The sequence below is a fragment of the Pseudarthrobacter oxydans genome, assembly GCF_013314975.1.
Lineage (GTDB): Bacteria > Actinomycetota > Actinomycetes > Actinomycetales > Micrococcaceae > Arthrobacter > Arthrobacter oxydans.
This window is the reverse complement of the sequence record NZ_JABTYH010000012.1, coordinates 77,863-100,906: the sequence shown is the minus strand read 5'-3', so window position 1 is coordinate 100,906 and position 23,044 is coordinate 77,863. Positions and strand designations below refer to the sequence as shown.

Sequence of the window (23,044 nt, the reverse complement as noted above, 5' to 3'; positions counted from 1 at the left end):
GAGCTACACCAAACGCGGGGCCGCTCCGCGCCCATTCCGGGGATTCCGGAAGGGTGCGCAGCGGCCCCGCGTTGCTGTTGTAGGAGCGTCAGTTCCGTTCCTGGTAGACGTCCGGGATCCCGTCCTGGTCCGCGTCCACCTTCTCCAGCGCCTCGGCTTCCCGGTACTGCCGGTTCCTGGTCTTCAGCACGGCGGTGGCCAGCAGCGCAGCAAGCACTGAGGCGCCCAGGATGCCCACCTTGGCGTGGTCATCGTGCAGGCTCCCCTGCCCGAAGCTGAGCTCGGCCACCAGCAGGGACACCGTGAACCCGATGCCGGCCAGGAGGGCCACGCCGAACACGTCGATCCACTTGAAGGACTTGTCCAGCTCCGCCCGGGTGGCCTTGGTCAGCAGCCAGGTGACACCCAGGATGCCGATCGGCTTGCCCACCACCAGGCCCACGATGATGCCCAGTGCCACCGGGTCCGCAAGGGCTGAACCCAGCCCCTCCCAGCCGCCGACGGCCACTCCGGCGGAGAAGAACGCGAAGATGGGAACTGCTATGCCCGCGGAGATGGGCCGGAAGCGGTGTTCGAAGATTTCCGCCAGGCCGGGCCCGGCGTCCGGACCGCCGGCGGCCTGGGAGCGGATGACGGGGACGGCGAAGCCCAGCAGCACGCCGGCCACCGTGGCGTGGATGCCGGACGCGTGGACAAGGGCCCAGGTGACGACGCCGAGCGGCAGCAGGATGACCCAGGCAGCAGAGGCTTTCATGCCGAAGAAGTGGCGGTACTTGTGGGCCAGGAAGGCGTAGATCCCCAGCGGAATGAGGGCCAGGAGCAGCGGCGTGACGTCAAGGTCGCTGGTGTAGAAGAACGCGATAATGGTGATCGCGATGAGGTCGTCCACCACGGCGAGCGTCAGCAGGAAGATCCGCAGGGCGCTGGGAAGGTGGGATCCAATGATGGCCAGGACTGCCACGGCGAAGGCGATGTCCGTGGCAGTGGGGATGGCCCAGCCGCGCAGGGTCTCGGGGCTGGTGAGGTTGATCGCAACGTAGATCAGCGCCGGCACCACCACGCCGCCCGCGGCGGCGGCCACGGGCACGATCGATTTGCTGATCTGGCGAAGGTCCCCTGCGACGAACTCGCGTTTGAGTTCCAGGCCTACCAGGAAGAAGAAGATGGCCAGCAGCCCGTCTGCCGCCCAGGCGCCAAGGCTGAGCTCAAGGTGCCAGGGCTCGTAGCCGATCTTGAAGTCCCGGAGGGCAAAGTAGCTGTCCGACGCCGGGGAGTTGGCCCAGATAAGGGCGATGACCGCAGCCGCCACCAGCAGGGCGCCGCCCACGGTTTCCTTGCGGAGAATTTCCCCGATCCGCAGGGCCTCGGCATAACTGCCCCTGGAGAGAACGGTGGATTTTCCCTTCCCGGGCGGGGGTGTTGAGGGCGTGGTCTGGTTCATGGAGTCTCCTGGCATCTGGGGTCTACAAAACTATTGCCGACCAGACTTCCCGGCGCACCTTCGTTCCATCCTACAGGGGCTGACTCCCTTCTTTCCTGCGGGTTGCGGTGTCGCTGTCATCAAAGCTGTGGCTTATTTCACTTTTTTCCCATCCGTAACAGCAGCGGCGCCGAAGTACCTTTGTCCCTCATCTGGGACGACCACGTCACTTGTATGAGGAGACTGCTTTCCGATGAACAAGACACTCCGCTTTTTAGCTGTACCAACCCTTGCACTGGGCGCCCTTGCGCTCTCCGGCAGCCCCGCGATGGCCGCTGACCAGTCCTACCAGTCCACGTTGGGCCAGATCAACGGCAGCTCGGCCTCCGGCACCATCACTGTGGATGTCACGGGCAACCAGGCCCACGCCGTCCTCAAGGTCTCCGGCCTGGCCGCGACCTTCATGGACGCTCCCTACCCCCACGTCCAGCACATCCACGGCGGCGCCCAGGGTGTATGCCCGGCACCGTCCGCTGACAAGGACGGTGACCAGGTTGTGTCCACCACCGAGGGCGCACCGGGCTACGGCGGCATTGTCACCACCCTGTCCACCAGCGGCGATACCAGCCCTGCCGCCGGGCTGGACCTCAAGGTCGCCGGCCAGGGTGCCAGCTACACCGTGGACCGCACCTTTGAACTGAACGCAGAAACGAAGGCCGCCCTGGAAGCAGGAACCGCCGTGGTTGTTGTCCACGGCCTTGACCCGGCAACGTTGAGCGCAGCGGGCCAGGCAGCCAAGAGCGACCTTGTTCCCGAACTCCCGCTGGCCGCCACCTCCCCCGCCCTGTGTGGGACCTTGACCGCCGGACAGATGAAGATGCCCGCAGGCGGTGCTGACACCGGCGTTAGCCAGGAAACCGGAACCGACACCGGCGCCCTGGCTCTGGGTGGCGGCCTTGCCCTGGCTGCCCTCGCCGGCGGCGCCTACGTTGTTCGCCGCCGCAGCGCGGGATCCGCGGCCTAAGCCTGGGCTGACTGGATCATCACTGTGACAACCATGAATTCCGGCCGCCGCGGGGGCCTCCGGGCCACCACGGCGGCCGGGCTTCTGCTCCTGCTGGCTTTGGGCGGCTGCGGCACCGCAGAGACCGGAACGCCCGACGCCGGTGCCCCACCTTCCGCTTCGGCCGCGGCTTCCTCGGCGCCCGCCCCGGCTGCGGCCAGTCCTGCGATGCCGGCACCGGCCGCTCCCGCGCCTGCGGCGCCAGGGCCTGCAGCCCTGCCCCGGTCCGAGCCGGTGGTCCTTGAAATTCCCGCCATCGGCGTGCGGACCGATCTCCTCAAGCTCGGCCTGCGGGAGAACGGATCGCTCGAAGTGCCGCAGGACACCGGCAGTGGTGCGCCGGCCAGCTGGTACAACGGATCCCCAACCCCCGGTGAACGCGGACCGTCCGTCATGCTGGGCCACGTCAACTCTCCCAGCGGCCGCGGCGGTGTGTTCGCGGACCTCCGCCAGCTCACCCCGGGAACCGAAATCAACGTCTCACGAACCGACGGCAGCATCGCCGTGTTCACCGTCGACCGCGGAGCCCTCTACAGCAAGAACGACTTCCCCACCCTGGAGGTCTACGGGAACACGGCAGGCCCCGAACTCCGGCTGATCACCTGTGACGGCTATGACCCCGACACAGGGCTCTTTGATGACAACTACGTCATCTACGCCAAGCTCAAAGCCTGACCTGGCGCACCGCCAAGCCCAACCCCGCAGGAACCGAACAAACGGCGCAACCCGGAGAGGGTGCGGCAAGGACGGAAGAGACATGACATACCGCACGCCACTGCTTGCCTCGCTGGCTGTTTCCGCCGTGCTGCTCTCCGGCTGCGCCGCGGCGGCGGGGTCCGTGGGAGCTGCCCAGGCGCCGTCGTCGGATGCCTCCGCTGCGGCACCCTCAGCGCAGGGCGGCCACGCGGGACATCACGGCGGCGGCTCACCTTCCCAGCGCACTGCCGTCAGTGAACCCAGCGAAGCAGCGAAGATGGTGTGCGGTGACCAGCCGATGGACAGGCTCACGGCGATCCTTGACCTGGACCAGGACCCTCACACCGTCAACAGCTGGGCGGACAGCACCTTCACCTGCACGTACCACCTGGACGAGGGTGCGCTTGATATCTCCGTCCGGGAAGCACCGGACAAGGCTGCAGCGCTGACGTACTTTGACGCCATGCAGGCGCTGGCTGAGGACGCGACGCCGATCGAGGGACTCGCCAGCCTCGGCTTTCCCGCCTACGAAACCGCGGACGGATCGGCAGTGTTCCAGAAGGACAGCTTTGTGCTGCAGGTTGACGCCTCGGGTTTGCCGGAGACCTTGGGCCCGGATGGCATCACCCGCAATGCGCTGGCCTACCAGTTGTCCACCACCATCCTGGCGTGCTGGGTGGAGCACCACTAACTGGCCCTAGACAGCCCGCTTCCGCTGCGCCGCGTTCCCCCGGCCATCCATCTCGATGGCCTTGACAGCAGCTTCCAGGTACTTGCGCGACTCCGCCGAGTTGGCCAGCTGCACCAGTTCGGCGGCCACCACCACCAGCTTGACATTGCGGTGGCTGCTGGTGCTCACCAGCATCTGGAAGGCATCGTCAGACCCCATTTTCAGCTGGCCCATGAGGATGCCGCGGGCCTGGTCGATGACGGTCCTGGTGGAGGTGGCCCCGATGACCGCGTCACGGGCGGTTTGCTCGGTTTCACGCTGGAGCGTTGAGGTGAGATCGAGCATGATGCCCTCCAGCGCGGTGACGCGGCCGCCGTCCACGATGGCGTCACCGGTTGTCAGGACGCGCCGGGTCCTCCCCTGGGCATCGATGATCCGGTGGTACATGCAGAAATAGCCGCCGGTCCGGACAACCTGCGCCACAATTTCCTCGCATTTGGGCCGGTCCTCCGGATGCTTGTGCGAGAAGAGCAAGTCCAGGGTGGGCACAACCTCGCCCCGCCGGTATCCGTGCAGCTGGAACATGGCATCCGACCAGTGGATCTTCCATGTTTCGATGTCCACGCGGAACGTCCCGGCCACGCACTGGTTGTCCCCCAGCGCGCTGGAATAGGTATAAGGGCCGGTCAGCTCTGACACAGGGCCACCTCCATGTAGCGTCCAACACGTCCCCGGCCGTTGGCACAGTCCGCACTCCTCCCATTATGGCCGGGCAAGACCCCCGGGGTAAGGGCTTACGGCCACTTCCGCAGCAATCCGGAATTTGGATGACGGGGAAGCCTTGACGCTCATACCCCCTGGGGGTATATTCAAGGTGTTGTCAGTGAAGTGGTATGTCCAGGCCGGTGCCCCGCACCGCCGTCACAGCCGTTCAACCCCAGCACCTGCCCAGCAAGGAATTGTCCTTCACCAAGGAATGGAACTGACATGTTTGATAGCGCGAACCGCACCGAGCTTCCCCTGGCCTCCAGCACCGGCTGCAGCTGCTGCTCTCCCGCAGGCCACGCGCAGAAGGCGCCCGCCGCCGTCGTAAATTCCGACGCCGCTGCCCCCTCCCGGCGCACCTTCTCCGTCGAGGGCCTCACCTGCGGGCACTGCGTCCGGACGGTGGAGAAGGCCGTCTCCGCCCTTGACGGCGTCGAGTCGGCCTCCGTGGACCTGGTGGCCGGCGGCCGTTCCGGCCTGACCGTTGCCGGCTCCGTTTCAGACGCGGCGGTCCGCCAGGCCGTCACCTCGGCCGGGTACTCCCTGGCTGCCAACTGATTTTCCGCACCGGGGCTGCTGCCCCGGGTTGCGGTGCCCTCCAAGGAGGAACCGATGCAGGACCACCAGCACCACCATCACGACGACGACCGCCCCTTAGGCGGCACCCTCACCGAACCGTCGGCTGCTTCAGGCAGCGGGCACGGGCACCAGAACCACGGCCACACCGCGGGGCGGGATGACGACCATGCCGTCCACACGCACGGGCAGCACGCCGGACACAGCACGGCCATGTTCAAGAACAGGTTCTGGCTGACGCTGGCGCTCTCCATCCCCGTGGTCTATTTCAGCCCCATGGTGGGGCACATCCTGGGCTACATGGCCCCCATGTTTCCCGGCTCAACCTGGATCCCGCCCGTCCTGGGCACGGTGATCTTCCTCTACGGCGGCCAGCCATTCCTCAAGGGCGGCCTGCAGGAGCTGAAGGACCGCCGGCCGGGCATGATGCTGCTGATCGCTATGGCCATCACCGTGGCGTTCGCCGCGTCCTGGGTCACCAGCCTTGGCCTGGGAGGCTTCGACCTAGACTTCTGGTGGGAGCTCGCGCTGCTGGTGGCCATCATGCTGCTGGGCCACTGGATCGAAATGCGGGCCCTCGGTTCAGCACAGGGCGCCCTGGATGCCCTCGCGGCACTGCTGCCTGATGAGGCCGAACGCATTACGGACACCGGCACGGAAACCGTTCCCGTCTCCGAACTCCGGCCAGACGACCTGGTCCTGGTCCGTTCCGGCGCCCGGATGCCTGCGGACGGAACGGTGGTGGAGGGGCAGGCGGAAGTCGACGAGTCGATGATCACGGGAGAATCCAAAACCGTGCCGCGCGGCCCGGGCGACACCGTGGTGGCCGGAACCGTGGCCACGGACACCAGCGTCCGCGTCCGCGTGACGGCAGTGGGCGACGACACCGCCCTGGCCGGCATCCAGCGGCTGGTGGCCGAGGCACAGTCGTCCTCCTCCCGGGCCCAGGCCCTGGCCGACCGCGCCGCGGCCTTCCTGTTCTACTTCGCCGCAGGGGCGGGTGTCCTCACCTTCATCGCCTGGACCCTGCTGGGCAGTATCCCGGAAGCCGTCACCCGCACCGTGACCGTCCTGGTCATCGCCTGCCCCCACGCCCTGGGCCTGGCCATCCCGCTGGTCATCGCCATCTCCACCGAACAGGCCGCCCGGGCCGGGGTGCTGATCAAGAACCGGATGGCGCTGGAACGCATGCGCACCATCGATGTGGTCCTCTTCGACAAGACCGGCACGCTCACCACGGGCGCACCCGAACTGAAGGACGTGGCCGCCGCCGAGGGCGTGGACGCCGACGAGCTGCTGGCCCTTGCCGCCGCGGTTGAATCGGACAGCGAGCACCCCGTGGCCCGGGCCATCGTCCGCGCGGCACGGGAACGCAACCTCACCCTTCCTGCCGTCACGGATTTCGGCTCCCTGACCGGCCGGGGCGTGCGGGCCTCCGTGGACGGACGAACCGTGCACGTGGGCGGGCCCGCGCTCCTGCGCGAGCTGGGCGCCGTCGAACCTTCCGCCCTGGCCCGGTCCACCCGGGCGTGGATGGACCGCGGCGCTGCCGTCCTGCACGTGATTGACGACGACGGCCGCGTGCTGGGGGCGGTCAGCCTGGAGGACGCGGTGCGGGCGGAGTCGCGCCAGGCCGTCGCGGCCCTGCAGAACCGCGGCGTGAAGGTGGGCATGATCACCGGCGATGCCCGGCAGGTGGCACAGGCCGTGGCGAAGGACCTGAACATTGATGAAGTGTTCGCCGAGGTGCTGCCTGCGGACAAGGACAAGAAGGTTGCCGAACTGCAGGCGCGCGGCCTGAAGGTGGCCATGGTGGGCGACGGCGTCAACGATTCGCCGGCGCTGGCCCGCGCTGAGGTGGGCATCGCCATCGGGGCCGGCACGGACGTGGCCATGGAGTCCGCCGGGGTGGTGCTCGCCGGAAATGATCCGCGCGCGGTGCTGTCCATGGTGGACCTCTCCCGGGCGAGCTACCGGAAGATGTGGCAGAACCTGGTGTGGGCCACCGGCTACAACATCCTGTCCGTTCCGTTGGCCGCCGGTGTCCTGGCGTTCGCCGGGGTGGCGCTCTCCCCCGCAGCCGCGGCGGTCCTGATGTCCGCGTCCACTATTGTGGTGGCCCTGAACGCCCAGCTGCTGCGGCGGGTGAAACTCAGCCCGTCCGAGGTACGTTGAAGGTACTGAACCCGGCCCGTCCCGCCCAGTCCGATCCAATCCAGTCCCGCCCCGTCCACTGAAGGAGGAGGAACCAGCATGACCGCACGCGCCAGCGTCCTGCCGGCAGCCCTCCTCCGCGCGGGGCTGCTGGCTGCGGTTATGGCCATCGTGGCCGGAATCTTCGGCATGCACGTCATGACCGCGGACCATTACTCGCACGCAGCCCACGCGGGCGCCGCCGTCGCGGCCGGGGACGCCGCCGTCGGGCACGCTCCCGCTGGGCACACCGCGGCGGAACATGCCGCCGTGGACCATTCAGCCGGGCACACCGCCGTCGAACATTCCGATGCCGGGCACGCAGCGGTCCTGGCGGACGCTGTGGGCGCGGCCTTTACCGCCTCCGAATCATGCAGCGCAGGCTGCCCGGACGTGCGGGAAGGCGGCGCGTCCTGCACCCCGCTGGCCAAGACCGGATCGCTCGCAGCCGTCCCGCCCCCGGCCAACCCCACTGCGCTTTTGGCCCCGGCGTCAGGCGCTCACGGAAGCACCGGCTACTCCTTCGTCCCGCCCAGCAAAACGCCCTGCGAACTGTCCATCAGCCGAACGTAAACGGACTGCGCTGCGTGGCCATCCACGCCTCCACAGGCCCAGTTCACCTACGTTCCTGAAGGACCAACACACAATGAACAGCAAGATCAAAGCCCTGTCCGTCGCCGCTGCGCTGGCAGCCTCACTTGGCCTGGCCGGGTGCGCTGCCGACTCCGAAAGCTCCGGCGGAAGCACCATGCCCATGAACCACGGCAGCTCCGGCCCCGCGTCCACCATGATGCCCGATGCCAGTGCCGGCCATAACCCTGCGGACATCGCCTTTTCCCAGATGATGATCCCGCACCACGCGCAGGCCGTGGAGATGAGCGACATGATCCTGGCCAAACCGGACATGCCCGCGGACGTCACCGCCCTGGCCACCAAGATCAAGGACGCGCAGGCGCCGGAGATCGACACCATGACCGGGTGGCTCAAGGACTGGAACGTGCCCACCATGATGTCGGACCACTCCGGGCACGGCATGACCGGCATGGTTGATTCTGAGGGCATGGAGAAGCTCAAGGACGCCCAGGGAACGGACGCCGTCCGGCTCTTCCTGGAGCACATGATCGGACACCATGAAGGCGCGATCGACATGGCGCAGCAGGAAATCGCCGCAGGCAAGCACCCCGAAAGCATCCAGCTGGCCCGCGACATCGCCACGTCCCAGGAAGCCGAGATCGCCGAGATGAAGGAGATGCTCGCCGGGCTCTAACCCTCCCTCACGACGCTCTCTCACTTAATGCCCCAAATAGGCCAACGCTCTATCACCTACCTCGCGAGCATGAACGAGCGTCCGTCCGGGGACTGCGTCAAGTGAGAGAGCGTCTGTCCGGGGACTGCGTCAAGTGAGAGAGCGTCCGTCCGGGAACCGCGTTAAGTGAGAGAGCGTCCGTCCGGGGACTGCGTCAAGTGAGAGAGCGTCCGCCCGGCTGGCGGCGCCTGGATCGCCTGGATCCAGCCGCCGCCGGTTTCACATGCTCGGGGCGGATTCCGACGCCTATAAACCGTGCGGTGAAGCGGCGCAGCAGCGGTGAGGCGATACGGATTACCGCGACCACCCAGCGCGGCGCGAAGCGGCGGCCCGTGGCTGCCCTGGAGATGGCCTTGTGCCCGTTGCGCTGGATCAGCTGCATGACTTTCACCGGCATCTCGCGGCGCCGCTGCACAGCCGCGAGCTTCTCCACCGGGGCCGTTCCGGCAGCCAGGTCCCCCGAAATGGCGTTGAACAGCGCCACGGCGTCCTGGATGGCGAAGTTCACGCCGACGCCGAACACCGGGGACATTGCGTGGGCGGCATCGCCGATAGCCATGAAGCCCGGCCGGTACCAGCGCCGGAGCCGGTTGATCTGGACGGAGAGGAGTTTGACCTGCTCCCAGTCCTGCAGGGTGCCAACCACCGGCTGCAGCACAGGAGCCGCGCGAGTGAGCCGTTCACGGAGTGCGCCCAGACCTGCAGCCCGGAGCTCATCGAGTCCGCCTTTCTGGATGGCCATGCCCGACTGGTACCTGTCGCCCCGGTCAAGGGTGAGGACCATCCCGCGGGAGGAGATATACCCGAGGGTCACTGGCGGCGGCGAGGGCGGTTTGGGAAGGTTGAACCACAGCACGTCGATGGGCACGCCGAACTCATCCGGTACCAGCCCCGCCGCCGAGCGCAGCACGGACGCCCGCCCGTCCGCGGCCACGGTCAGCGTCGCACGGATCTCGCGTCCGCCGTCGGGCGTTTCAACCCGCACGCCACGCACCTGGTCCTGCTCCATGATCAGTCCGCCGGCCTCCGTGTTCATCAGCAGCTCGAAGGTGGGGAAAGCTGCCGCCTCGCGGGCCAGGAAGTTCAGGAAGTCCCACTGCGGGGCCAGGACCAGGAAGTTGTCGGGGCCCCGGAGGGTGCGGAAGTCGGCCATGGTGATGCGCTGCCCTTCCACAACGGCATCCAGGGTGGGCAGCCGGGTGAGGGGCAGCTGGAGGAATTTCTCCCGCAGCCCGAGCTCGCCGAGCAGGGTGACGGTGGAAGGATGCACGGTGTCGCCACGGAAGTCACGCAGGAAGTCCGCATGCTTCTCCAGCACCGTGACTTTCAGGCCGGCGCCCGCGAGCAGGTAGCCGAGCACCATGCCGGCCGGGCCACCGCCAGCGATCACGCAGTCGCGTTCCGGCTGGTCCTGTGGACTCATCGTGCCCCTCCTCCGCATCGGTGCCTGCATCCATGGTGGGCGCAGAGCCGCCGGATTGGTAGTGACGCGTGGCGGTGCCGTTGGGTCAGGTGAGAGAGCGTGCGGCCAAAAGCTGCGTCAAGTGAGAGAGCGTGCGGCCAAAAGCTGCATCAAGTGAGAGAGCGTGCGGGTGTTGCGTGTTAAGTTGAAACGTGCGGGCCGGACGGTCCGCGCACCGGCTGGAAAGAGAAAATCCCCTTGGACACATCCGCACCAGTACGAATCCTCACCGTCTGCACCGGCAACATCTGCCGCTCTCCGGTGGCCGAGCGGCTGCTGCAGGCAGGCCTCAACCAGGCGGTGCCGGGCGGTTTCGTGGTCACCAGCGCGGGGACGCGCGCCATGGTGGGCGAGCCCATGCAGCCCATCTCCGCGGACATCGTGCGCACCTTCGGCGGGGACCCGGACAACTTCGCGGCCCGCCAGCTGACCCCGGCGATCCTGCGCGGCGTGGACCTGGTTCTCACCATGACCACCGGGCACCGCGGCGAAGTGCTCCAGCTGGACGCCTCGCTCCTCAAACGCACCTTCACCATCCGCGAATTCGCCCGCATGCTCGACGTCCTGGACCAGCGCGCGGCAGCATCGGGCGGGGGCACGCCTCCTGCAGGAACGGCCGACGACGGCGACCGGCTGGCTGCCAACACCGCCTTCTGGAAGAGCCTGGCAGCGAGGGCAGCGGGGGTCCGGCATTTGTCCCTGCCGCCGAATGCAGGGGACAACGACATCATCGACCCGTACCGGCGCTCGCCCGAGGTTTACCGGCAGATGGAGGACGAGCTGGCTCCGGCCATCGTCTCCATCCTCCGCCACGCACGCCTGAACGTTCCCGCCTGAGCCGGCCTCCGCCGTCGTCGTTTCAACCTGTGGTTATCTCTGCGGTTTTTCTGCGGATTCCCCCGATGTAATGGATTTTTGCCGGTGCTAATTTTCCCAAATGGGCATCCAGCTGCACGATCCAAGCACCCAGCCAACAGACGCACCCGAGCCGGCCAAACGCCGCAGGCGCCGCCCGTTGCGGACCATCCTGCTGGTACTCCTTGCCGTGGCAATCATCGTTCCTGCCTCCCTCGGGGCCTACCTGTACAGCCTGGGACAGATCTACGAGTCCGAGATCACCACCATCGACTCTCCCTGGCCGGCGGAATCCCTCCGGCCCCAGCGCCAGCAGGCGGGCGCTGCCGCGGGAGAGCCGGCACCCGGTGAAGCCGCCGGGCCGGACGGAAACCAGCCCGGCGCCGGAACAGCGGAAGGCTCCCAGAACGCCGTGGCCGACGGCATGCTGAACATCCTGGTGATGGGCAGCGACAGCCGCGGCGCCACCACGGAAGAGGCCCTGTCCGGCGGCAACTCCAACCAGCGCGCCGACACCCTGATGCTGGTGCACGTCCCCGCGGACAGGTCCAAGATCTTCACCGTCTCCCTGATGCGGGACACGTGGGTCGACATTCCGGGCCACGGCCAGGCGAAGATCAACGCAGCCCTCGCCTACGGCGGCGTCCCGCTGATGGTGCAGACGGTCGAATCCCTGTTCAACCAGCGGATCGACCATGTGGCCATGATCGACTTCGAAGGGTTCGTGGGCATGACCGACGCCCTGGGCGGGGTGGAAGTGAACGTCACCCAGCCGTTCGTCTCGCCGCACAGCAGCAAGAAGTACGCCAAGGGGCCCACGGTCCTGGACGGCAAGGGAGCCCTGGACTTCGTCCGCGAACGGTATGCCTATGCCGACGGCGACTACCAGCGGGTGCGCAACCAGCAGGCCTTCCTGCAGGCGCTGCTGGCGAAGAACCTCAGCCGGGACACGCTCCTCAACCCCGTGAAGATCCACAACGTCATCAGCGCCATGGCACCCTTTGTCAGCGCGGACAGCGGCCTCAACGCCGGTACGCTGGCGCGGCTGGGGCTGGAGCTCCGGAACGTCCGCTCCGACGACATGGACATGTTCACCCTCCCAACGCTCGGAACGGGAACGTCGGCAGACGGCCAGTCCATCGTGATCCCGGACCGCAACGCCATTGCGGGGCTCTCAAGGGCCCTGGCAGATGACAGTTTGGACAAGTTTGTAGCCAGCAGGGGCCTCGCGGGCTGACACTGATCCCACCTACCCACAATGAGGTGAGACATCGTGAGCATGCCTGGCGGTCCTGATTCATCCGGTCCCTCTGGTCCTGGTTCGTCCGGGCCCGGTTCATCCGGGCCCGGAGGCAACGGGCCAACCGATCCATCCGGGCCCGGCCCGCACGGCGGCAGCTGGGTGGCACACGGCCGCCGGCGGTGGATCGCGGCGCTGCTGGCGCTTGCGCTGGTGGCTGTGGCCGTCGTCGCCGTCATCAGCCTCAACCGTCCCGCCCCCGAGGCCCAGCCCGCGGCGACGCAGAGCGAGTCGCCGTCGCCGTCGCCATCCGAGACACCGTCCCCCTCGGAAACCCCTTCTGAGGCACCTCCGCCTGCCCCTGCTCCCCCGCCGCCTCCGGAACCCATCCCGGACCTGCCGGCCGTGCCCATGAATGTGCTGGTGATCGGCAGTGACATGCGCGGCGTTGCCAAGGACGCGGCGGCACACACGGCGGCGACCGGCGAAGCGATGGACCACCGTTCGGATACCCTGATGCTCGTCCACGTCCCGGCCGACCGCAGGACCCTGTACATCGTGTCCATCAACCGGGATACCTGGGTGGACATCCCGGGCTTCGGCGGGGCGAAGATCAACGCCGGGCTGCAGTACGGCGGCATCGACATGACCACACAGACGGTGCAGCAACTGCTCGGAATCACCATCGACCACACCCTGATGCTGGACTTTGGCGGCCTCAAGGTCCTCGTGGACGGGCTGGGCGGCATCGACGTCAACGTCCCCATTCCCTTCCAGTCCACGCACGACACCGGGCACGTCTTCGGCCCCGGAGTCAACCACCTGGACGGCCAGGCGGCGCTCGAGTTTTCCCGCGAGCGGTACGCCTTCTCAGACGGCGACTTCCAGCGGGTCCGCAACCAGCAGATCCTGCTCAAGGCCATCCTGTCCCGGCTGACCGCGGGTGGCGTCCTCAACGATGTCAACGCCGTCCGCAGCTTGGTGGGCTTCGCTTCCTGCTGCCTCACCGTGGACAAGGGCTTCGACCCGGTCCAGGCCGCCATCCTCGCCTACAGCCTGCGGAACCTGGACGTCAACGCCATCGGCACCATGACCCTGCCCACGGCCGGAGCCGGGTTCGTGGCCGGCCAGTCCGTGCTGTTTCCCGATTACGGCGCCATCAATGGCGTGGGGGCAGCGCTGCGGGAGGGCCGGATCGGCGAATTCGCCGTTCCATAGGGGATGTGGGGCCGGGGCAGTGCCGCCCGCCCGATGAACGGCCCGGCCCCGCACGGTGCTGGGCAGCACCGCGCGGGCGGCCCAAGGCCGTTCCTGCCGGAGGGTGTTCCCGGCTGTTCAAGCACCCGGCACCCCGCGTTCATCCGAGGGCCAGAGTCCGTGCGCCCGGCGGCGGCAGCGTGGGGGCATGACTTCGATTTCACCGGCCGCCGTGCCACGCCGCACCATCGTCAAGGGATCCGTCCTCGCCGCCGCGCTGGCCGCCGTGCCTGCGTCCGCCCACGCCGGCACCGTCCGGGCCGCCCCGCGCCAGAGTCCCGCCGGCATCGCACTGGTGCGGAAACGGCTCACGCTGCCCAGCGGCATTGCCACCGGAGATGTTACGTCGGACTCGGCAGTGCTGTGGTCGCGGGCGTCGGGGCCAGGGCGGATGACGGCTGTCCTGCGGGCCGTTGACGACGGCGGCGAGGTACTGCGCGGCCGGGGCGCCTTCGAGCGCGTCATGAGGGGGCCCCGGGCCACCCAGGCGTGCGACTTCACCGCCAAGATCCACGCCGGCAACCTGCCGTCCAACACCCGCTTCGCGCTGGACATCAGTTTCGAGGACGACGGCGGCGCGGCCGGTGAGAGCGTGCGCGGCACCTTCCGCACGGCTCCGGACGCCGGGACGTACAACGGCCGGGGCCGCAACGGCGACTCGAACAACGGAGGCGACGCACCGTCGTCGTCCGCCCAAAGCTTTGTGTGGACCGGCGACACTGCCGGCCAGGGCTGGGGCATCAACGAGGAGATCGGCGGCATGCGCGGCTACCGGGCCATGCACCAGACCCGGCCGGACTTCTTTATCCACTCCGGCGACACCGTGTACGCGGACGGGCCGCTGGCCGAAACCGTGGTGGAGAAGGACGGGCAGGTATGGCGGAACCTGGTCACCGAGGAGGTGTCCAAAGTAGCTGAAACCCTCACCGAGTTCCGCGGCCGGCACCGGTACAACTCCATGGATGCCAATATGCGCGCCATGTTCGCCGACGTCCCGGTGATCGCCAACTGGGACGACCACGAGACCACGAACAACTGGTACCCCGGCGAGATCCTGGACGATCCCCGCTACACCGTCCGCGACGTCAACACCCTTGCCGCCCGCGGCCGCCAGGCATGGCAGGAGAACATGCCCATCGCCGATTCCGCAGCGCTCTGGCGGCCGGGAACGTTCGACGACGCCGGCCAGTACCAGCCCGCCCGCATTTACCGGAAAATCAGCCGCGGCCCGCAGCTGGACATCTTCTGCCTGGACATGCGCACCTTCAAGTCCCCCAACACGGACGGCAAGGAAGCCTACGCAACGTCCATCCTGGGCCAGGAGCAGGTGGACTGGCTGATCCGGGAGGTCTCGAAGTCGAAGGCGACCTGGAAGGTGATCGCCGCGGACCTGCCGCTGGGGATTATCGTGCCCGACGGCGCCGTGAACCAGGAGAGCCTGGCCAACCGTGATCCCGGCGCACCTTTGGGCCGCGAGCTGGAGATCGCCGGGGTGCTGGGCGCCTTCAAGCGGAACCGGGTGAAGAACATCGTCTGGCTGACCGCCGACGTGCACTACTGCGCCGCGCACCACTACTCCCCGGAGCGTGCCGCGTTCACCGACTTCGATCCATTCTGGGAGTTCGTGGCCGGCCCCATCGCCGCAGGCTCGTTCGGCCCGAACGCCATGGACGGCACGTTCGGGCCCGAGGTGGTGTTCTCCAAGGCGGGCAAATTCGCCGGGGAGTCACCGCGCGACGGCGAGAACCAGTTCTTCGGGCACGTCCAGCTGGACTCCGACACCTTCACGGTGAGCCTGCGGAACGCCAACGGCGCCACGGTGTTCTCGAAGGTGCTGACGCCGCAGCGGTAGGGCGGTGCGGTGTGATGCAACTGCCATGGCAGGCCCGGCGTTACCGCGGGTCCGGGAGGTGCCGATCCATCCGCTGGCCGGCCACGATCAGGGCAGCCGTGACAGCCACCACCGCACTAAAATACGCGAGCGTGCCGGAGATGCCGAAGCTGACGTCGAGCGTCCCCCGCAGCACCAGGTACGCAGCGAGCGTCGCGATCACAACCAGCCCGGCAAGGTTTCCCACCCGCGCGCCCCTCGAGGTGGTTGTGCCTGCGGGGAATGAAGCCGCGTAGTCTTTTGGCTGCCCGAAGGCTGCTTCGCCGCTTTCGCCGCTCTCGGCCAAGTGGCTGCTGACCTCCTGCAGCCTGCTGCTGACCATGTCTTCGTTGAGTTTCCGCTGGCGCAGTTCATAAGCCAGGGCCTTCAGGTATTCCTGTGACGACATTTAGTGTGCCTTCTTTTCCTCTAGCAGGTCCTTGATGAGCGCAGAAAACCGATTCCAGTCCCGGGCCGACTCCTCAAGCCGCTGCCGGCCTTTAGGGGTCAGGGAGTAAAACTTCTTTCCCGGGCCAGCGTCCCCCTGACGCCATTCGGAGCTGACAAAACCGTCCGTCTCCAGCCGGTTCAGCGCCGGGTAGAGCGTCCCGCCGCTGAGCCCGTCAAACCCGGCAGCCTTCAGCGCCTGGATGATCTGGTATCCGTAGGCCTCGCTCCCGGCGACGGCCTGCAAGATGCAGGTGGGGAGCACAGCCCGCACCCAGTCACTGGGCCATCGCTTGTCGGGGGTCATGGCTAGATAGTGTCACAGACTAGGTTGTTACACAACCCAATGCGGTGCCGGGAGTGACCCCGCACTGCCCGGCCGGCCGCCGTCGTCCGTTATTTTCCCGGCGCCGTGGGTACGCCGCTGGTAGTGTTCCTGCATTCGGCAGGGCACGCGGACGGGGTGATTCTTTGTGAAGGACGACGGACTGACAGAGGCTGTGCAGGAAGCCGGGGCGGTGGAGCTTCTGCTGATCCGCCACGGCGAAAGCGAAGGCAACGTGGCCGCCACCGATGCCCGGATGGCAGGGGCGGAAGTCATTGCTGTGCCTGCCCGGGACGCAGACGTGAACCTCTCGGGCACCGGCCAGGAACAGGCCAAGGCACTCGGCGCGGCGCTGGCCCGCATCGCCGAGGAATTCCGGCCGGACGCCGTGGTCTCCTCCCCCTACGCGCGGGCCTTCCAGACGGCCGAAATCGCAGTGGAGGCTGCGGGCTGGCCGGTGAAGGTCCAGCTGGATGAGCGGCTGCGGGACCGCGAACTGGGCATCCTGGACAGGCTGACCCGGCTCGGCGTGGAGAAGCGCTACCCGGAGGAGGCCGAACGCCGCGAGTGGCTGGGGAAGATGTACTACCGGCCGCCGGGCGGTGAATCCTGGGCGGACGTGGCGCTCCGGCTGCGCTCCGTCCTGGACGAACTGAACAACCTCGGCAGCGGGCACCGGGTAATGCTCGTCTGCCACGACGCCCTGATCATGCTGTTCCGCTACGTGCTGGAGGGAATGACGGAGAAGGAACTCCTGGACCTGGCGGCCAGCACCTCGGTACTGAATGCCTCCATCACCCGGTTTGTGCGGCCTGCAGGCGAGGGCCCCTGGACGCTGGAGAGCTTCAACGTTGCTGACCACCTGACCGAACATGGCGTCACCGTCACCGAACACGCAGGGGATTCCAGTGTCCACCCACAGTGATACCGCCCCGCCAACCCTCGTCACGCCGTCGCTGCTCCGCGACTGGCCGCTGCCGGCGCCGGGAGAGGACAAGTATTCGCGCGGCTCCGTCCTGGTGATCGGAGGCGCGCGGGCAACGCCGGGGGCGGCGCTGCTCGCCGGCGCGGCCGCACTGCGTGCCGGTGCTGGGAAGCTCACCCTGGCCGTGGCGGAATCCGTGGCCGTCCAGGTGGGCGTGGCGCTGCCTGAGTGCGGGGCCACGGGGCTGCCCGAAACCGCCAGCGGGTCCGTCACGGGTGAGGGACTGGACCTGATTTCGTCATACCTTGACAGCGCTGACGCCATCCTGGTCGGCCCGGGCCTGGACGATCCGGACCTCGCCGAGGACCTGCTCCGGGCCCTCCTGGAGCGGGAGGCCGCCGCCGGGGACAAGAACGACGGCGGAGGGCCCGCCGTCGTTCTCGATGCCTTCGCTTTGGGTGCTTTGGTGAACGTTCAGGACCGGTGTGACCCGTGGAAGGGCCGGCTGATCCTGACGCCCAACCCCAAGGAGGCGGAGATCCTGCTGGAGCGGGACCTGAAGGACCTGCCGGCGGATGTTGCGGAAATCGCCGACAGGTACCAGGCCGTAGTGAGCTGCCAGGGGCTCATTGCCCGCCCGTCCGGCCCGGACGCCCCGGAGGAGTCGGAGCTGTGGAAGATCACCACCGGTTACGGCGGGCTGGGCACATCCGGCAGCGGCGACGTCCTGGCTGGAGCCATCGCCGGCCTCCGCGCCCGGGGAACCACGGGACCGCAGGCCGCCTGCTGGGGAACACACCTCCACGCGGCCGCCGCGGACCGGCTGGCCAGCAGGCTCGGCCCCCTGGGATTCCTGGCCCGCGAACTGGCCGACGAACTGCCCGCCCTGATGCTGGAGCTCAACACCTGAGTCCGGGCATGGGACGACCCCCGGCCGAAACCGGGGGCCACCGTATCGGGAAGTTCAGGCGCAACCTGCCGATGCGCTGGAAGCGCTGTGGCGTGCTCAGAATGGCCATCCGCCCTGAAGAGGCAGTACACAATCAGTGCCCGACGTCCCGATCCTGTGTTGAAACTAGGCGGCGATTTCCTGCTTTGCCCCCTTCGTCTCAATTTCGATCTTCCGCGGCTTGGCCTTTTCGGTGACAGGAATCCGCAGTGTCAGGACACCGGCGTCGTACGTAGCCTTCACATTTTCAGCATCCAGGGTGTCCCCGAGGATCAGCTGGCGGCTGAACACGCCGCGCGGCCGCTCGGAGGCGATCAGCTCGGTGTCCTTGCCCGCAGGATCAGGCCGCTCGGCCTTGACCGTGAGGACATTCCGTTCCACATCCAGATCCACTGAATCCACATCGACGCCGGGCAGATCAAAGGCGACTACAAATTCCTGGTCCTCACGCCATGCGTCCATCGGCATGGCTGCCGGACGCGCTGCGGTGCCGAGGACCTGCTGGGCCAGCCTGTCCAGCTCGCGGAACGGATCGGTTCGCATCAACATGGCTTCCCTCCTCGTAAGAGACGGTCCAACACTTTTGGTATCAGCCGATCTGTATTGGCTGATATAGATTTTTTATCACTGGCGAGGCAGGTCCGCAAGCGTCACGCCAAAGATTTTTAGGACTTTTTTTGGGTGCCGGAATCCGCGTCGGAAGGCGGAAAAAGGGGCCTTCCGCATGGTGCGGAAGGCCCCTTTTCCGGCTGCTCCTGGGTTGGGATGTGGCGGTGTTCGCCGGTGCCGGCTCAGTCCCGGGTGGGGTCCGGCCGCAGTGGTGCGGGACCGGGGTCCGGTACGGGCAGCGGCCCTGGCGGCTCGGGTGCAGGGAAGGGATTGGGGGCCGGCGGGCCGGGATGCCCGGGGTGTGCCGGATCCGGCTGGGTGGGGCCCGGTTCCGGCGGGAACGGCTCGGGCTCGTGCACTGGCGGGATGGTCATAAACTTCCCCTCTCACGCTGGGCGGATGTGCCTTGGCGTGAACAGGATACGCCTGCCACCTCAAGCCGACCAGCGTCCTCGGGTGAGAGAGCGTCCGGGGAAAACCGGCGTCAAGTGAGAGAGCGTTTGGGGAAAACGAGCGTCAAGTGAGAGAGCGTCCGGGGTGGGAGGAGAGGGGTTTGGCGGTGTTATCCCCCGGTAGCGAACGGCGGCAAAATTGTCGGGGCGGCTCTATATATTGAAGGCATGACCCAGACTCCGCTGCAGGACTCCTCCGCCACCGCCGTTCCCACCCCGCCGGCAGCCAAGAAAATTCCGTCCGAACGCCTCCACCACGGGGACACCTTCGTGGACAACTACGAGTGGCTGCGGGACAAGGAATCCGCCGAGGTTGTGGAGCACCTGAAGGCCGAGAATGCCTACCAGGAAGCAGTCACCGCCCACCAGGAGCCGCTGCGGGAGGCCATCTTCCAGGAAATCAAGGGCCGCACCCAGGAAACGGACCTTTCCGTGCCGCACCGGAAGGACGGCTGGTGGTATTTCAGCCGCTCGGCCGAGGGCAAGGAGTACGGCATCCAGTGCCGAGTCCGGGCCGCGGACACCGATGACAAGATTGCCGACTGGACACCGCCCGCTGTCCAGCCGGGCGTCGAAATCCCCGGCGAGGAAGTCCTGCTTGACGGCAACGTGGAGGCGGAGGGCAAGCCGTTCTTCTCGGTGGGAGGTTCGGCCGTAACGGTCGACGGCAACCTCTACGCCTATGCGGTGGACAACTCGGGGGATGAACGTTTCACCCTCCGCATCAAGGACCTCCGCACCGGAGAACTGCTGCCTGACGTCATCGAGAACATCTTCTACGGCGTCGCCTTCTCGCCGGACGGCACCCAAATTTTCTACACCGTGGTGGACGACTCCTGGCGCCCCTACCAGGTGAAGGCGCACACCCTGGGAACGCCCGTGGCCGAGGACGTCGTCATCTACCAGGAGGACGACGCCGCCATGTGGCTGGGCTTCGAGCTGTCCTCCGACCGCCGGTACCTGGTGCTGGGCATCGGATGCTCGGAGTACAGCGAGACCCGCCTGCTCCGTTTTGACGACCCCGCCCAGGAACTGACCACCGTTATCTCCCGCAACGAGCGGGTGCTCTACGAGGCGGAGCCGTTCCTCCTCACCGGCCCGGACGGCAACGCCAGCGAACGCATCTTGCTCACGCACAACCGCGGCGCGATCAACTCCATGGTGTCCCTGGCGGACCCGGCCGAGCTCGCCAGGCCGCTGTCCGGGCAGGACTGGGTCACCGTCGTCGGGCATTCGGACGACGTCCGCGTCAACGGGGCCGGCGTCACCTCCACGCACCTCATCGTGTCCATCCGCAAGGACACCATTGAACGGGTACAGGTCATCGGGCTGGACGGGCTGGGTACTCCGGTGCAGGAGGCCCCGGTTGAGCCCGCTTTCGACGAAGAGCTGTACACCGCGGGAGTGGGCGGCTCCGACTACGAGGCACCCGTGATCCGGCTGGGCTACACGTCCTACTTCACGCCGTCGCGCATCTATGACTTTGTCCTGCCCACCCTTGAGATGCCGGCAGGCGAACTGCTCCTGCGGAAGGAAAGCCCGGTCCTGGGCGGCTATGACGGCAACGACTACGTGGCCACCCGCGAATGGGCCACCGCTGCCGACGGCACCCGGATCCCGCTGTCAGTGCTGCGGCACAAGGCCGTGAAACAGGATTCGACGGCGGCGGGCCTGGTGTACGGCTACGGCTCCTACGAGATGAGCATGGACCCGGGCTTCGGCATTGCGCGGCTCTCGCTGCTGGACCGCGGCGTGGTGTTCGTGATCGCCCACATCCGCGGCGGCGGGGAGCTTGGCCGGCACTGGTACGAGAACGGCAAGAAGCTCACCAAGAAAAACACGTTCACCGACTTCGTGGACGCCACCGACTGGCTGGCGGCCTCGGGCTGGGTGGACCCGTCACGGATCGCCGCCCTGGGCGGTTCGGCCGGAGGCCTGCTGATGGGTGCCGTGGCGAACATGGCACCCGAGAAGTACGCCGCCATCGTGGCCCAGGTGCCGTTCGTGGACCCGCTGACCAGCATCCTGGATCCGGAGCTGCCGCTGTCCGCCCTGGAGTGGGAGGAGTGGGGCAACCCCATCACGGATCCCGGTGTCTACGAGTACATGAAGTCCTACTCCCCCTACGAGAACGTGCGCCCGGCCGCCTACCCCAAGATTGCCGCCGTCACATCCTTCAACGACACCCGGGTCCTCTACGTTGAGCCGGCCAAGTGGGTGCAGGAGCTGCGGAACAAGACCACCGGTACCGAGCCGATCGTCATGAAGATCGAGATGGACGGCGGACACGGGGGCGCCTCCGGCCGGTACGTACAGTGGCGCGAGCGGGCCTGGGACTACGCGTTCATCGCCGATTCCCTCGGAGCCACGGAGCTGCTGCCGGGGGCCGGCCTGAAGTAGGCCGGGCGTACGCCATCGATTGCTCCGATACTGCCGTTGAGGGCCCCCAGAACGGCGTTTTCGGAGCAATCGATGGGGAAACCAGGCAGCTCAGGCCTCCGGGTGCGCTGCCAGCCACTCCGCCAGGGTTTCGAGGTTGGCGCGGACCGTGCGGCCCTGGGCCCGTTCAACGAGCGGGTCGGCCAGCTTGCCGAACACGCCGCCCAGTCCGGTGGCGGCGTCGATCCGCTGGGTAAGGCGGGTGCCGCCGTCGGCCGGTTCAAGGGTGAAGGTGATGGTGAAGTCCAGCTTGCCCTCGACGGAACGGGACACCATGCGCCGGGGCGGATCGAACTCGGTGACCTCGACGGTCCAGTCGAACTGCCTGCCCATCACTTTGCTGGTGCCGCGCCCGCGGGTGCCGACGCCCAGGGGGCCGTCCCCCACCTGTTCCGAGGACGTGACGGAGGAATCGAAGACCGCGACGTTCTGGAACTTCGACACGAAGTCAAAAACCTCCTGCGGCGGCCGGGCAACAACAACACTTTCTTCTACAACAGGCATGGGAGCCTCCTTCACAGGGCACCTGATGCCGGCTCGGCTCTGCCGGCACGATAGGCAGGCACAGCGCCAGAGTGGACCTTCGGCAGGCCGGTGTCAATGCCATGCCGGAAGGGCCGGCAACGCCGGCGAATGAAGCCACGCGCGTGCGGTCCCACAGGCCTGACCAGCGGTAACGTTCAGGACGCCCCCGGTACCCATAAATGCTAATCAGGCTTACTATTGTCTGGCTGGCTGCCCGCTGGGGGCAGGACAACCAGCGCCGCATGTGGAGGTTTTGCGTGAGCATGGAACAGGAAATGCGTCCCCTGACCGACGACGAACTGATGTCAGAGCAGGCAACGGCCCTGCCGGACAAGGAAGTCGCCTCTGTCCTGGACTTGAATGCCGACCTGGACCTGGGCATCGACGCGGCAGCGCCCATCGACCTTGCTGTGGCAGCGAACGCCAACGTCGCAGCACCGATTGACGCCGCAGCCTCCGCCAACATTCTTTCCTACGGCTCGGACGCCCAGGCACTGGCCGATCAGGGCGTCGTGATTGAGCAGGGCATCGTGGCGGATGCGAATGCCGAGTCCACCCAGGACAGCACCATCGACCAGGGCAATGACACGGTGGACGGCGGAACACCGGTTGCGGGAACCACCGCAGGAACGGCCGACGGCGGCGCCCTCCTCCCCGATGGCACGCTTCCGGACGGCACCCTGACCGACGGAACCCTGCCCGATGGATCCCTGCCCGATGTCGGCGCGGTGCCTGTGGATCCCGCAGCGGCTCTGGACGGCGACCTGCTCAACGTCAACGTGGACCTTGCTGCGGACGCGGACATCGCGGCGCCGATCAACGGTGCCGTGGCCGCCAATGCGAACGTCGCGGCCCCCATCGACGCGGCTGTGGCCGCGAACATCGGTTCCATCGACAGCCAGGCCTACGCCGTGGCCGAGCAGGATGCCATCATCAGCCAGCACATTGAGGGCCAGGCCAACGCCTCTGCCGACCAGCAGTCCAACCTCGAACAGTAAGC

The 23,044-nt window shown here is 67.3% G+C and carries 23 protein-coding genes; 15 read left to right on the top strand and 8 right to left on the bottom strand.

The window, feature by feature from the left end; all coding sequences use genetic code 11:
- Window positions 1-88: 88 nt before the first annotated feature.
- The gene (gene nhaA, locus HTS88_RS10265) at window positions 89-1,441 is read right to left on the bottom strand and encodes a Na+/H+ antiporter NhaA (protein ID WP_174178000.1); all 1,353 of its coding nucleotides are present in this window, start codon (window positions 1,439-1,441) and stop codon (window positions 89-91) included.
- 232 nt (window positions 1,442-1,673) lie between these two features.
- On the opposite strand from nhaA, the gene HTS88_RS10260 reads away from it, so the two are divergent.
- The 3 genes from HTS88_RS10260 (at window position 1,674) to HTS88_RS10250 (ending at window position 3,870) form a co-directional block, all read left to right on the top strand.
- Complete coding sequence (locus tag HTS88_RS10260) at window positions 1,674-2,444, top strand: hypothetical protein (RefSeq protein WP_174177998.1); 771 nt, start codon at window positions 1,674-1,676, stop codon at window positions 2,442-2,444.
- A 33-nt stretch (window positions 2,445-2,477) separates the two neighbouring features.
- Complete coding sequence (locus HTS88_RS10255; protein WP_217432469.1) at window positions 2,478-3,158, top strand: class F sortase; 681 nt, start codon at window positions 2,478-2,480, stop codon at window positions 3,156-3,158.
- Window positions 3,159-3,240: 82 nt separating this feature from the next.
- Entirely contained in the window at window positions 3,241-3,870 is a 630-nt protein-coding gene (locus tag HTS88_RS10250; RefSeq protein WP_174177993.1) for a hypothetical protein, read from the top strand.
- 6 nt (window positions 3,871-3,876) lie between these two features.
- Here the strand turns inward: HTS88_RS10250 and HTS88_RS10245 are convergent, their stop codons facing one another.
- A complete protein-coding gene (locus tag HTS88_RS10245) occupies window positions 3,877-4,548 on the bottom strand; it encodes a PAS and ANTAR domain-containing protein (protein WP_174177991.1) in 672 nt (223 codons plus the stop codon).
- 288 nt (window positions 4,549-4,836) lie between these two features.
- Here HTS88_RS10245 and HTS88_RS10240 point away from each other — a divergent pair, with 288 nt between their 5' ends.
- The 4 genes from HTS88_RS10240 (at window position 4,837) to HTS88_RS10225 (ending at window position 8,650) form a co-directional block, all read left to right on the top strand.
- Window positions 4,837-5,172 carry a heavy-metal-associated domain-containing protein gene (locus HTS88_RS10240; protein ID WP_174177989.1) on the top strand — a complete coding sequence of 112 codons (336 nt, stop codon included), beginning with the start codon at window positions 4,837-4,839 and terminating at the stop codon, window positions 5,170-5,172.
- Window positions 5,173-5,226: 54 nt separating this feature from the next.
- Window positions 5,227-7,365, top strand: coding sequence for a heavy metal translocating P-type ATPase (locus HTS88_RS10235; protein ID WP_174177987.1), 2,139 nt, complete (start codon window positions 5,227-5,229; stop codon window positions 7,363-7,365).
- A 78-nt stretch (window positions 7,366-7,443) separates the two neighbouring features.
- Window positions 7,444-7,956, top strand: coding sequence for a hypothetical protein (locus HTS88_RS10230; protein WP_174177985.1), 513 nt, complete (start codon window positions 7,444-7,446; stop codon window positions 7,954-7,956).
- A 73-nt stretch (window positions 7,957-8,029) separates the two neighbouring features.
- The gene (locus HTS88_RS10225) at window positions 8,030-8,650 is read left to right on the top strand and encodes a DUF305 domain-containing protein (protein ID WP_174177984.1); all 621 of its coding nucleotides are present in this window, start codon (window positions 8,030-8,032) and stop codon (window positions 8,648-8,650) included.
- A 193-nt stretch (window positions 8,651-8,843) separates the two neighbouring features.
- Here HTS88_RS10225 and HTS88_RS10220 read toward each other — a convergent pair whose 3' ends face one another.
- On the bottom strand, window positions 8,844-10,112 hold the full coding sequence (locus HTS88_RS10220; protein WP_174177982.1) for an FAD-dependent oxidoreductase: 1,269 nt from the start codon (window positions 10,110-10,112) through the stop codon (window positions 8,844-8,846).
- 237 nt (window positions 10,113-10,349) lie between these two features.
- Here HTS88_RS10220 and HTS88_RS10215 point away from each other — a divergent pair, with 237 nt between their 5' ends.
- From HTS88_RS10215 to HTS88_RS10200, 4 genes are all read left to right on the top strand, one after another.
- Window positions 10,350-10,988, top strand: a complete 639-nt coding sequence (locus HTS88_RS10215) for an arsenate reductase/protein-tyrosine-phosphatase family protein (protein WP_174177980.1) — start codon at window positions 10,350-10,352, stop codon at window positions 10,986-10,988.
- Window positions 10,989-11,088: 100 nt separating this feature from the next.
- The gene (locus HTS88_RS10210; protein WP_174177978.1) at window positions 11,089-12,243 is read left to right on the top strand and encodes an LCP family protein; all 1,155 of its coding nucleotides are present in this window, start codon (window positions 11,089-11,091) and stop codon (window positions 12,241-12,243) included.
- A gap of 165 nt (window positions 12,244-12,408) precedes the next feature.
- A complete protein-coding gene (locus tag HTS88_RS10205) occupies window positions 12,409-13,464 on the top strand; it encodes an LCP family protein (protein ID WP_343044923.1) in 1,056 nt (351 codons plus the stop codon).
- A gap of 187 nt (window positions 13,465-13,651) precedes the next feature.
- Window positions 13,652-15,355: an alkaline phosphatase D family protein gene (locus tag HTS88_RS10200; protein ID WP_174177977.1), complete on the top strand. Its 1,704-nt coding sequence runs from the start codon at window positions 13,652-13,654 to the stop codon at window positions 15,353-15,355.
- 40 nt (window positions 15,356-15,395) lie between these two features.
- On the opposite strand, the gene HTS88_RS10195 is transcribed toward HTS88_RS10200, so the two are convergent.
- Together HTS88_RS10195 and HTS88_RS10190 are read right to left on the bottom strand one after the other, a co-directional pair.
- Entirely contained in the window at window positions 15,396-15,782 is a 387-nt protein-coding gene (locus HTS88_RS10195; RefSeq protein ID WP_174177975.1) for an HAAS signaling domain-containing protein, read from the bottom strand.
- Window positions 15,783-16,127 (bottom strand): PadR family transcriptional regulator, encoded by a 345-nt coding sequence (locus HTS88_RS10190; RefSeq protein ID WP_174177973.1) that lies wholly within the window; start codon window positions 16,125-16,127, stop codon window positions 15,783-15,785.
- Window positions 16,128-16,293: 166 nt separating this feature from the next.
- Here HTS88_RS10190 and HTS88_RS10185 point away from each other — a divergent pair, with 166 nt between their 5' ends.
- Both HTS88_RS10185 and HTS88_RS10180 read left to right on the top strand, forming a co-directional pair.
- Complete coding sequence (locus HTS88_RS10185; protein ID WP_174177971.1) at window positions 16,294-17,070, top strand: histidine phosphatase family protein; 777 nt, start codon at window positions 16,294-16,296, stop codon at window positions 17,068-17,070.
- Window positions 17,054-17,980 (top strand): NAD(P)H-hydrate dehydratase, encoded by a 927-nt coding sequence (locus tag HTS88_RS10180; RefSeq protein ID WP_343044922.1) that lies wholly within the window; start codon window positions 17,054-17,056, stop codon window positions 17,978-17,980. The genes HTS88_RS10185 and HTS88_RS10180 overlap by 17 nt, the downstream gene beginning before the upstream one ends.
- Before the next feature lie 165 nt (window positions 17,981-18,145).
- On the opposite strand, the gene HTS88_RS10175 is transcribed toward HTS88_RS10180, so the two are convergent.
- Window positions 18,146-18,568 (bottom strand): Hsp20/alpha crystallin family protein, encoded by a 423-nt coding sequence (locus tag HTS88_RS10175; RefSeq protein WP_174177967.1) that lies wholly within the window; start codon window positions 18,566-18,568, stop codon window positions 18,146-18,148.
- Between the two features lie 242 nt (window positions 18,569-18,810).
- Window positions 18,811-19,002 (bottom strand): hypothetical protein, encoded by a 192-nt coding sequence (locus tag HTS88_RS10170; protein WP_104184607.1) that lies wholly within the window; start codon window positions 19,000-19,002, stop codon window positions 18,811-18,813.
- Between the two features lie 246 nt (window positions 19,003-19,248).
- On the opposite strand from HTS88_RS10170, the gene HTS88_RS10165 reads away from it, so the two are divergent.
- A complete protein-coding gene (locus HTS88_RS10165; protein WP_174177965.1) occupies window positions 19,249-21,480 on the top strand; it encodes a S9 family peptidase in 2,232 nt (743 codons plus the stop codon).
- Between the two features lie 90 nt (window positions 21,481-21,570).
- Here HTS88_RS10165 and HTS88_RS10160 read toward each other — a convergent pair whose 3' ends face one another.
- Window positions 21,571-22,023, bottom strand: coding sequence for an SRPBCC family protein (locus HTS88_RS10160; protein WP_174177963.1), 453 nt, complete (start codon window positions 22,021-22,023; stop codon window positions 21,571-21,573).
- Between the two features lie 284 nt (window positions 22,024-22,307).
- Between HTS88_RS10160 and HTS88_RS10155 the strand changes: the two genes are divergently transcribed.
- Window positions 22,308-23,042, top strand: a complete 735-nt coding sequence (locus HTS88_RS10155; RefSeq protein ID WP_174178063.1) for a peptidoglycan-binding protein — start codon at window positions 22,308-22,310, stop codon at window positions 23,040-23,042.
- Window positions 23,043-23,044: the final 2 nt, after the last annotated feature.

Coding starts and splice junctions, on each gene's coding strand:
- HTS88_RS10230 (WP_174177985.1), top strand. CDS start 7,444: ATGACCGCACGCGCCAGCGTCCTGCCGGCAGCCCTCCTCCGCGCGGGG.
- HTS88_RS10195 (WP_174177975.1), bottom strand. CDS start 15,782: ATGTCGTCACAGGAATACCTGAAGGCCCTGGCTTATGAACTGCGCCAG.
- HTS88_RS10170 (WP_104184607.1), bottom strand. CDS start 19,002: ATGACCATCCCGCCAGTGCACGAGCCCGAGCCGTTCCCGCCGGAACCG.
- HTS88_RS10240 (WP_174177989.1), top strand. CDS start 4,837: ATGTTTGATAGCGCGAACCGCACCGAGCTTCCCCTGGCCTCCAGCACC.
- HTS88_RS10175 (WP_174177967.1), bottom strand. CDS start 18,568: ATGTTGATGCGAACCGATCCGTTCCGCGAGCTGGACAGGCTGGCCCAG.
- HTS88_RS10250 (WP_174177993.1), top strand. CDS start 3,241: ATGACATACCGCACGCCACTGCTTGCCTCGCTGGCTGTTTCCGCCGTG.
- HTS88_RS10190 (WP_174177973.1), bottom strand. CDS start 16,127: ATGACCCCCGACAAGCGATGGCCCAGTGACTGGGTGCGGGCTGTGCTC.
- HTS88_RS10155 (WP_174178063.1), top strand. CDS start 22,308: ATGGAACAGGAAATGCGTCCCCTGACCGACGACGAACTGATGTCAGAG.
- nhaA (WP_174178000.1), bottom strand. CDS start 1,441: ATGAACCAGACCACGCCCTCAACACCCCCGCCCGGGAAGGGAAAATCC.
- HTS88_RS10220 (WP_174177982.1), bottom strand. CDS start 10,112: ATGAGTCCACAGGACCAGCCGGAACGCGACTGCGTGATCGCTGGCGGT.
- HTS88_RS10255 (WP_217432469.1), top strand. CDS start 2,478: ATGAATTCCGGCCGCCGCGGGGGCCTCCGGGCCACCACGGCGGCCGGG.
- HTS88_RS10210 (WP_174177978.1), top strand. CDS start 11,089: ATGGGCATCCAGCTGCACGATCCAAGCACCCAGCCAACAGACGCACCC.
- HTS88_RS10200 (WP_174177977.1), top strand. CDS start 13,652: ATGACTTCGATTTCACCGGCCGCCGTGCCACGCCGCACCATCGTCAAG.
- HTS88_RS10235 (WP_174177987.1), top strand. CDS start 5,227: ATGCAGGACCACCAGCACCACCATCACGACGACGACCGCCCCTTAGGC.
- HTS88_RS10160 (WP_174177963.1), bottom strand. CDS start 22,023: ATGCCTGTTGTAGAAGAAAGTGTTGTTGTTGCCCGGCCGCCGCAGGAG.
- HTS88_RS10165 (WP_174177965.1), top strand. CDS start 19,249: ATGACCCAGACTCCGCTGCAGGACTCCTCCGCCACCGCCGTTCCCACC.
- HTS88_RS10260 (WP_174177998.1), top strand. CDS start 1,674: ATGAACAAGACACTCCGCTTTTTAGCTGTACCAACCCTTGCACTGGGC.
- HTS88_RS10225 (WP_174177984.1), top strand. CDS start 8,030: ATGAACAGCAAGATCAAAGCCCTGTCCGTCGCCGCTGCGCTGGCAGCC.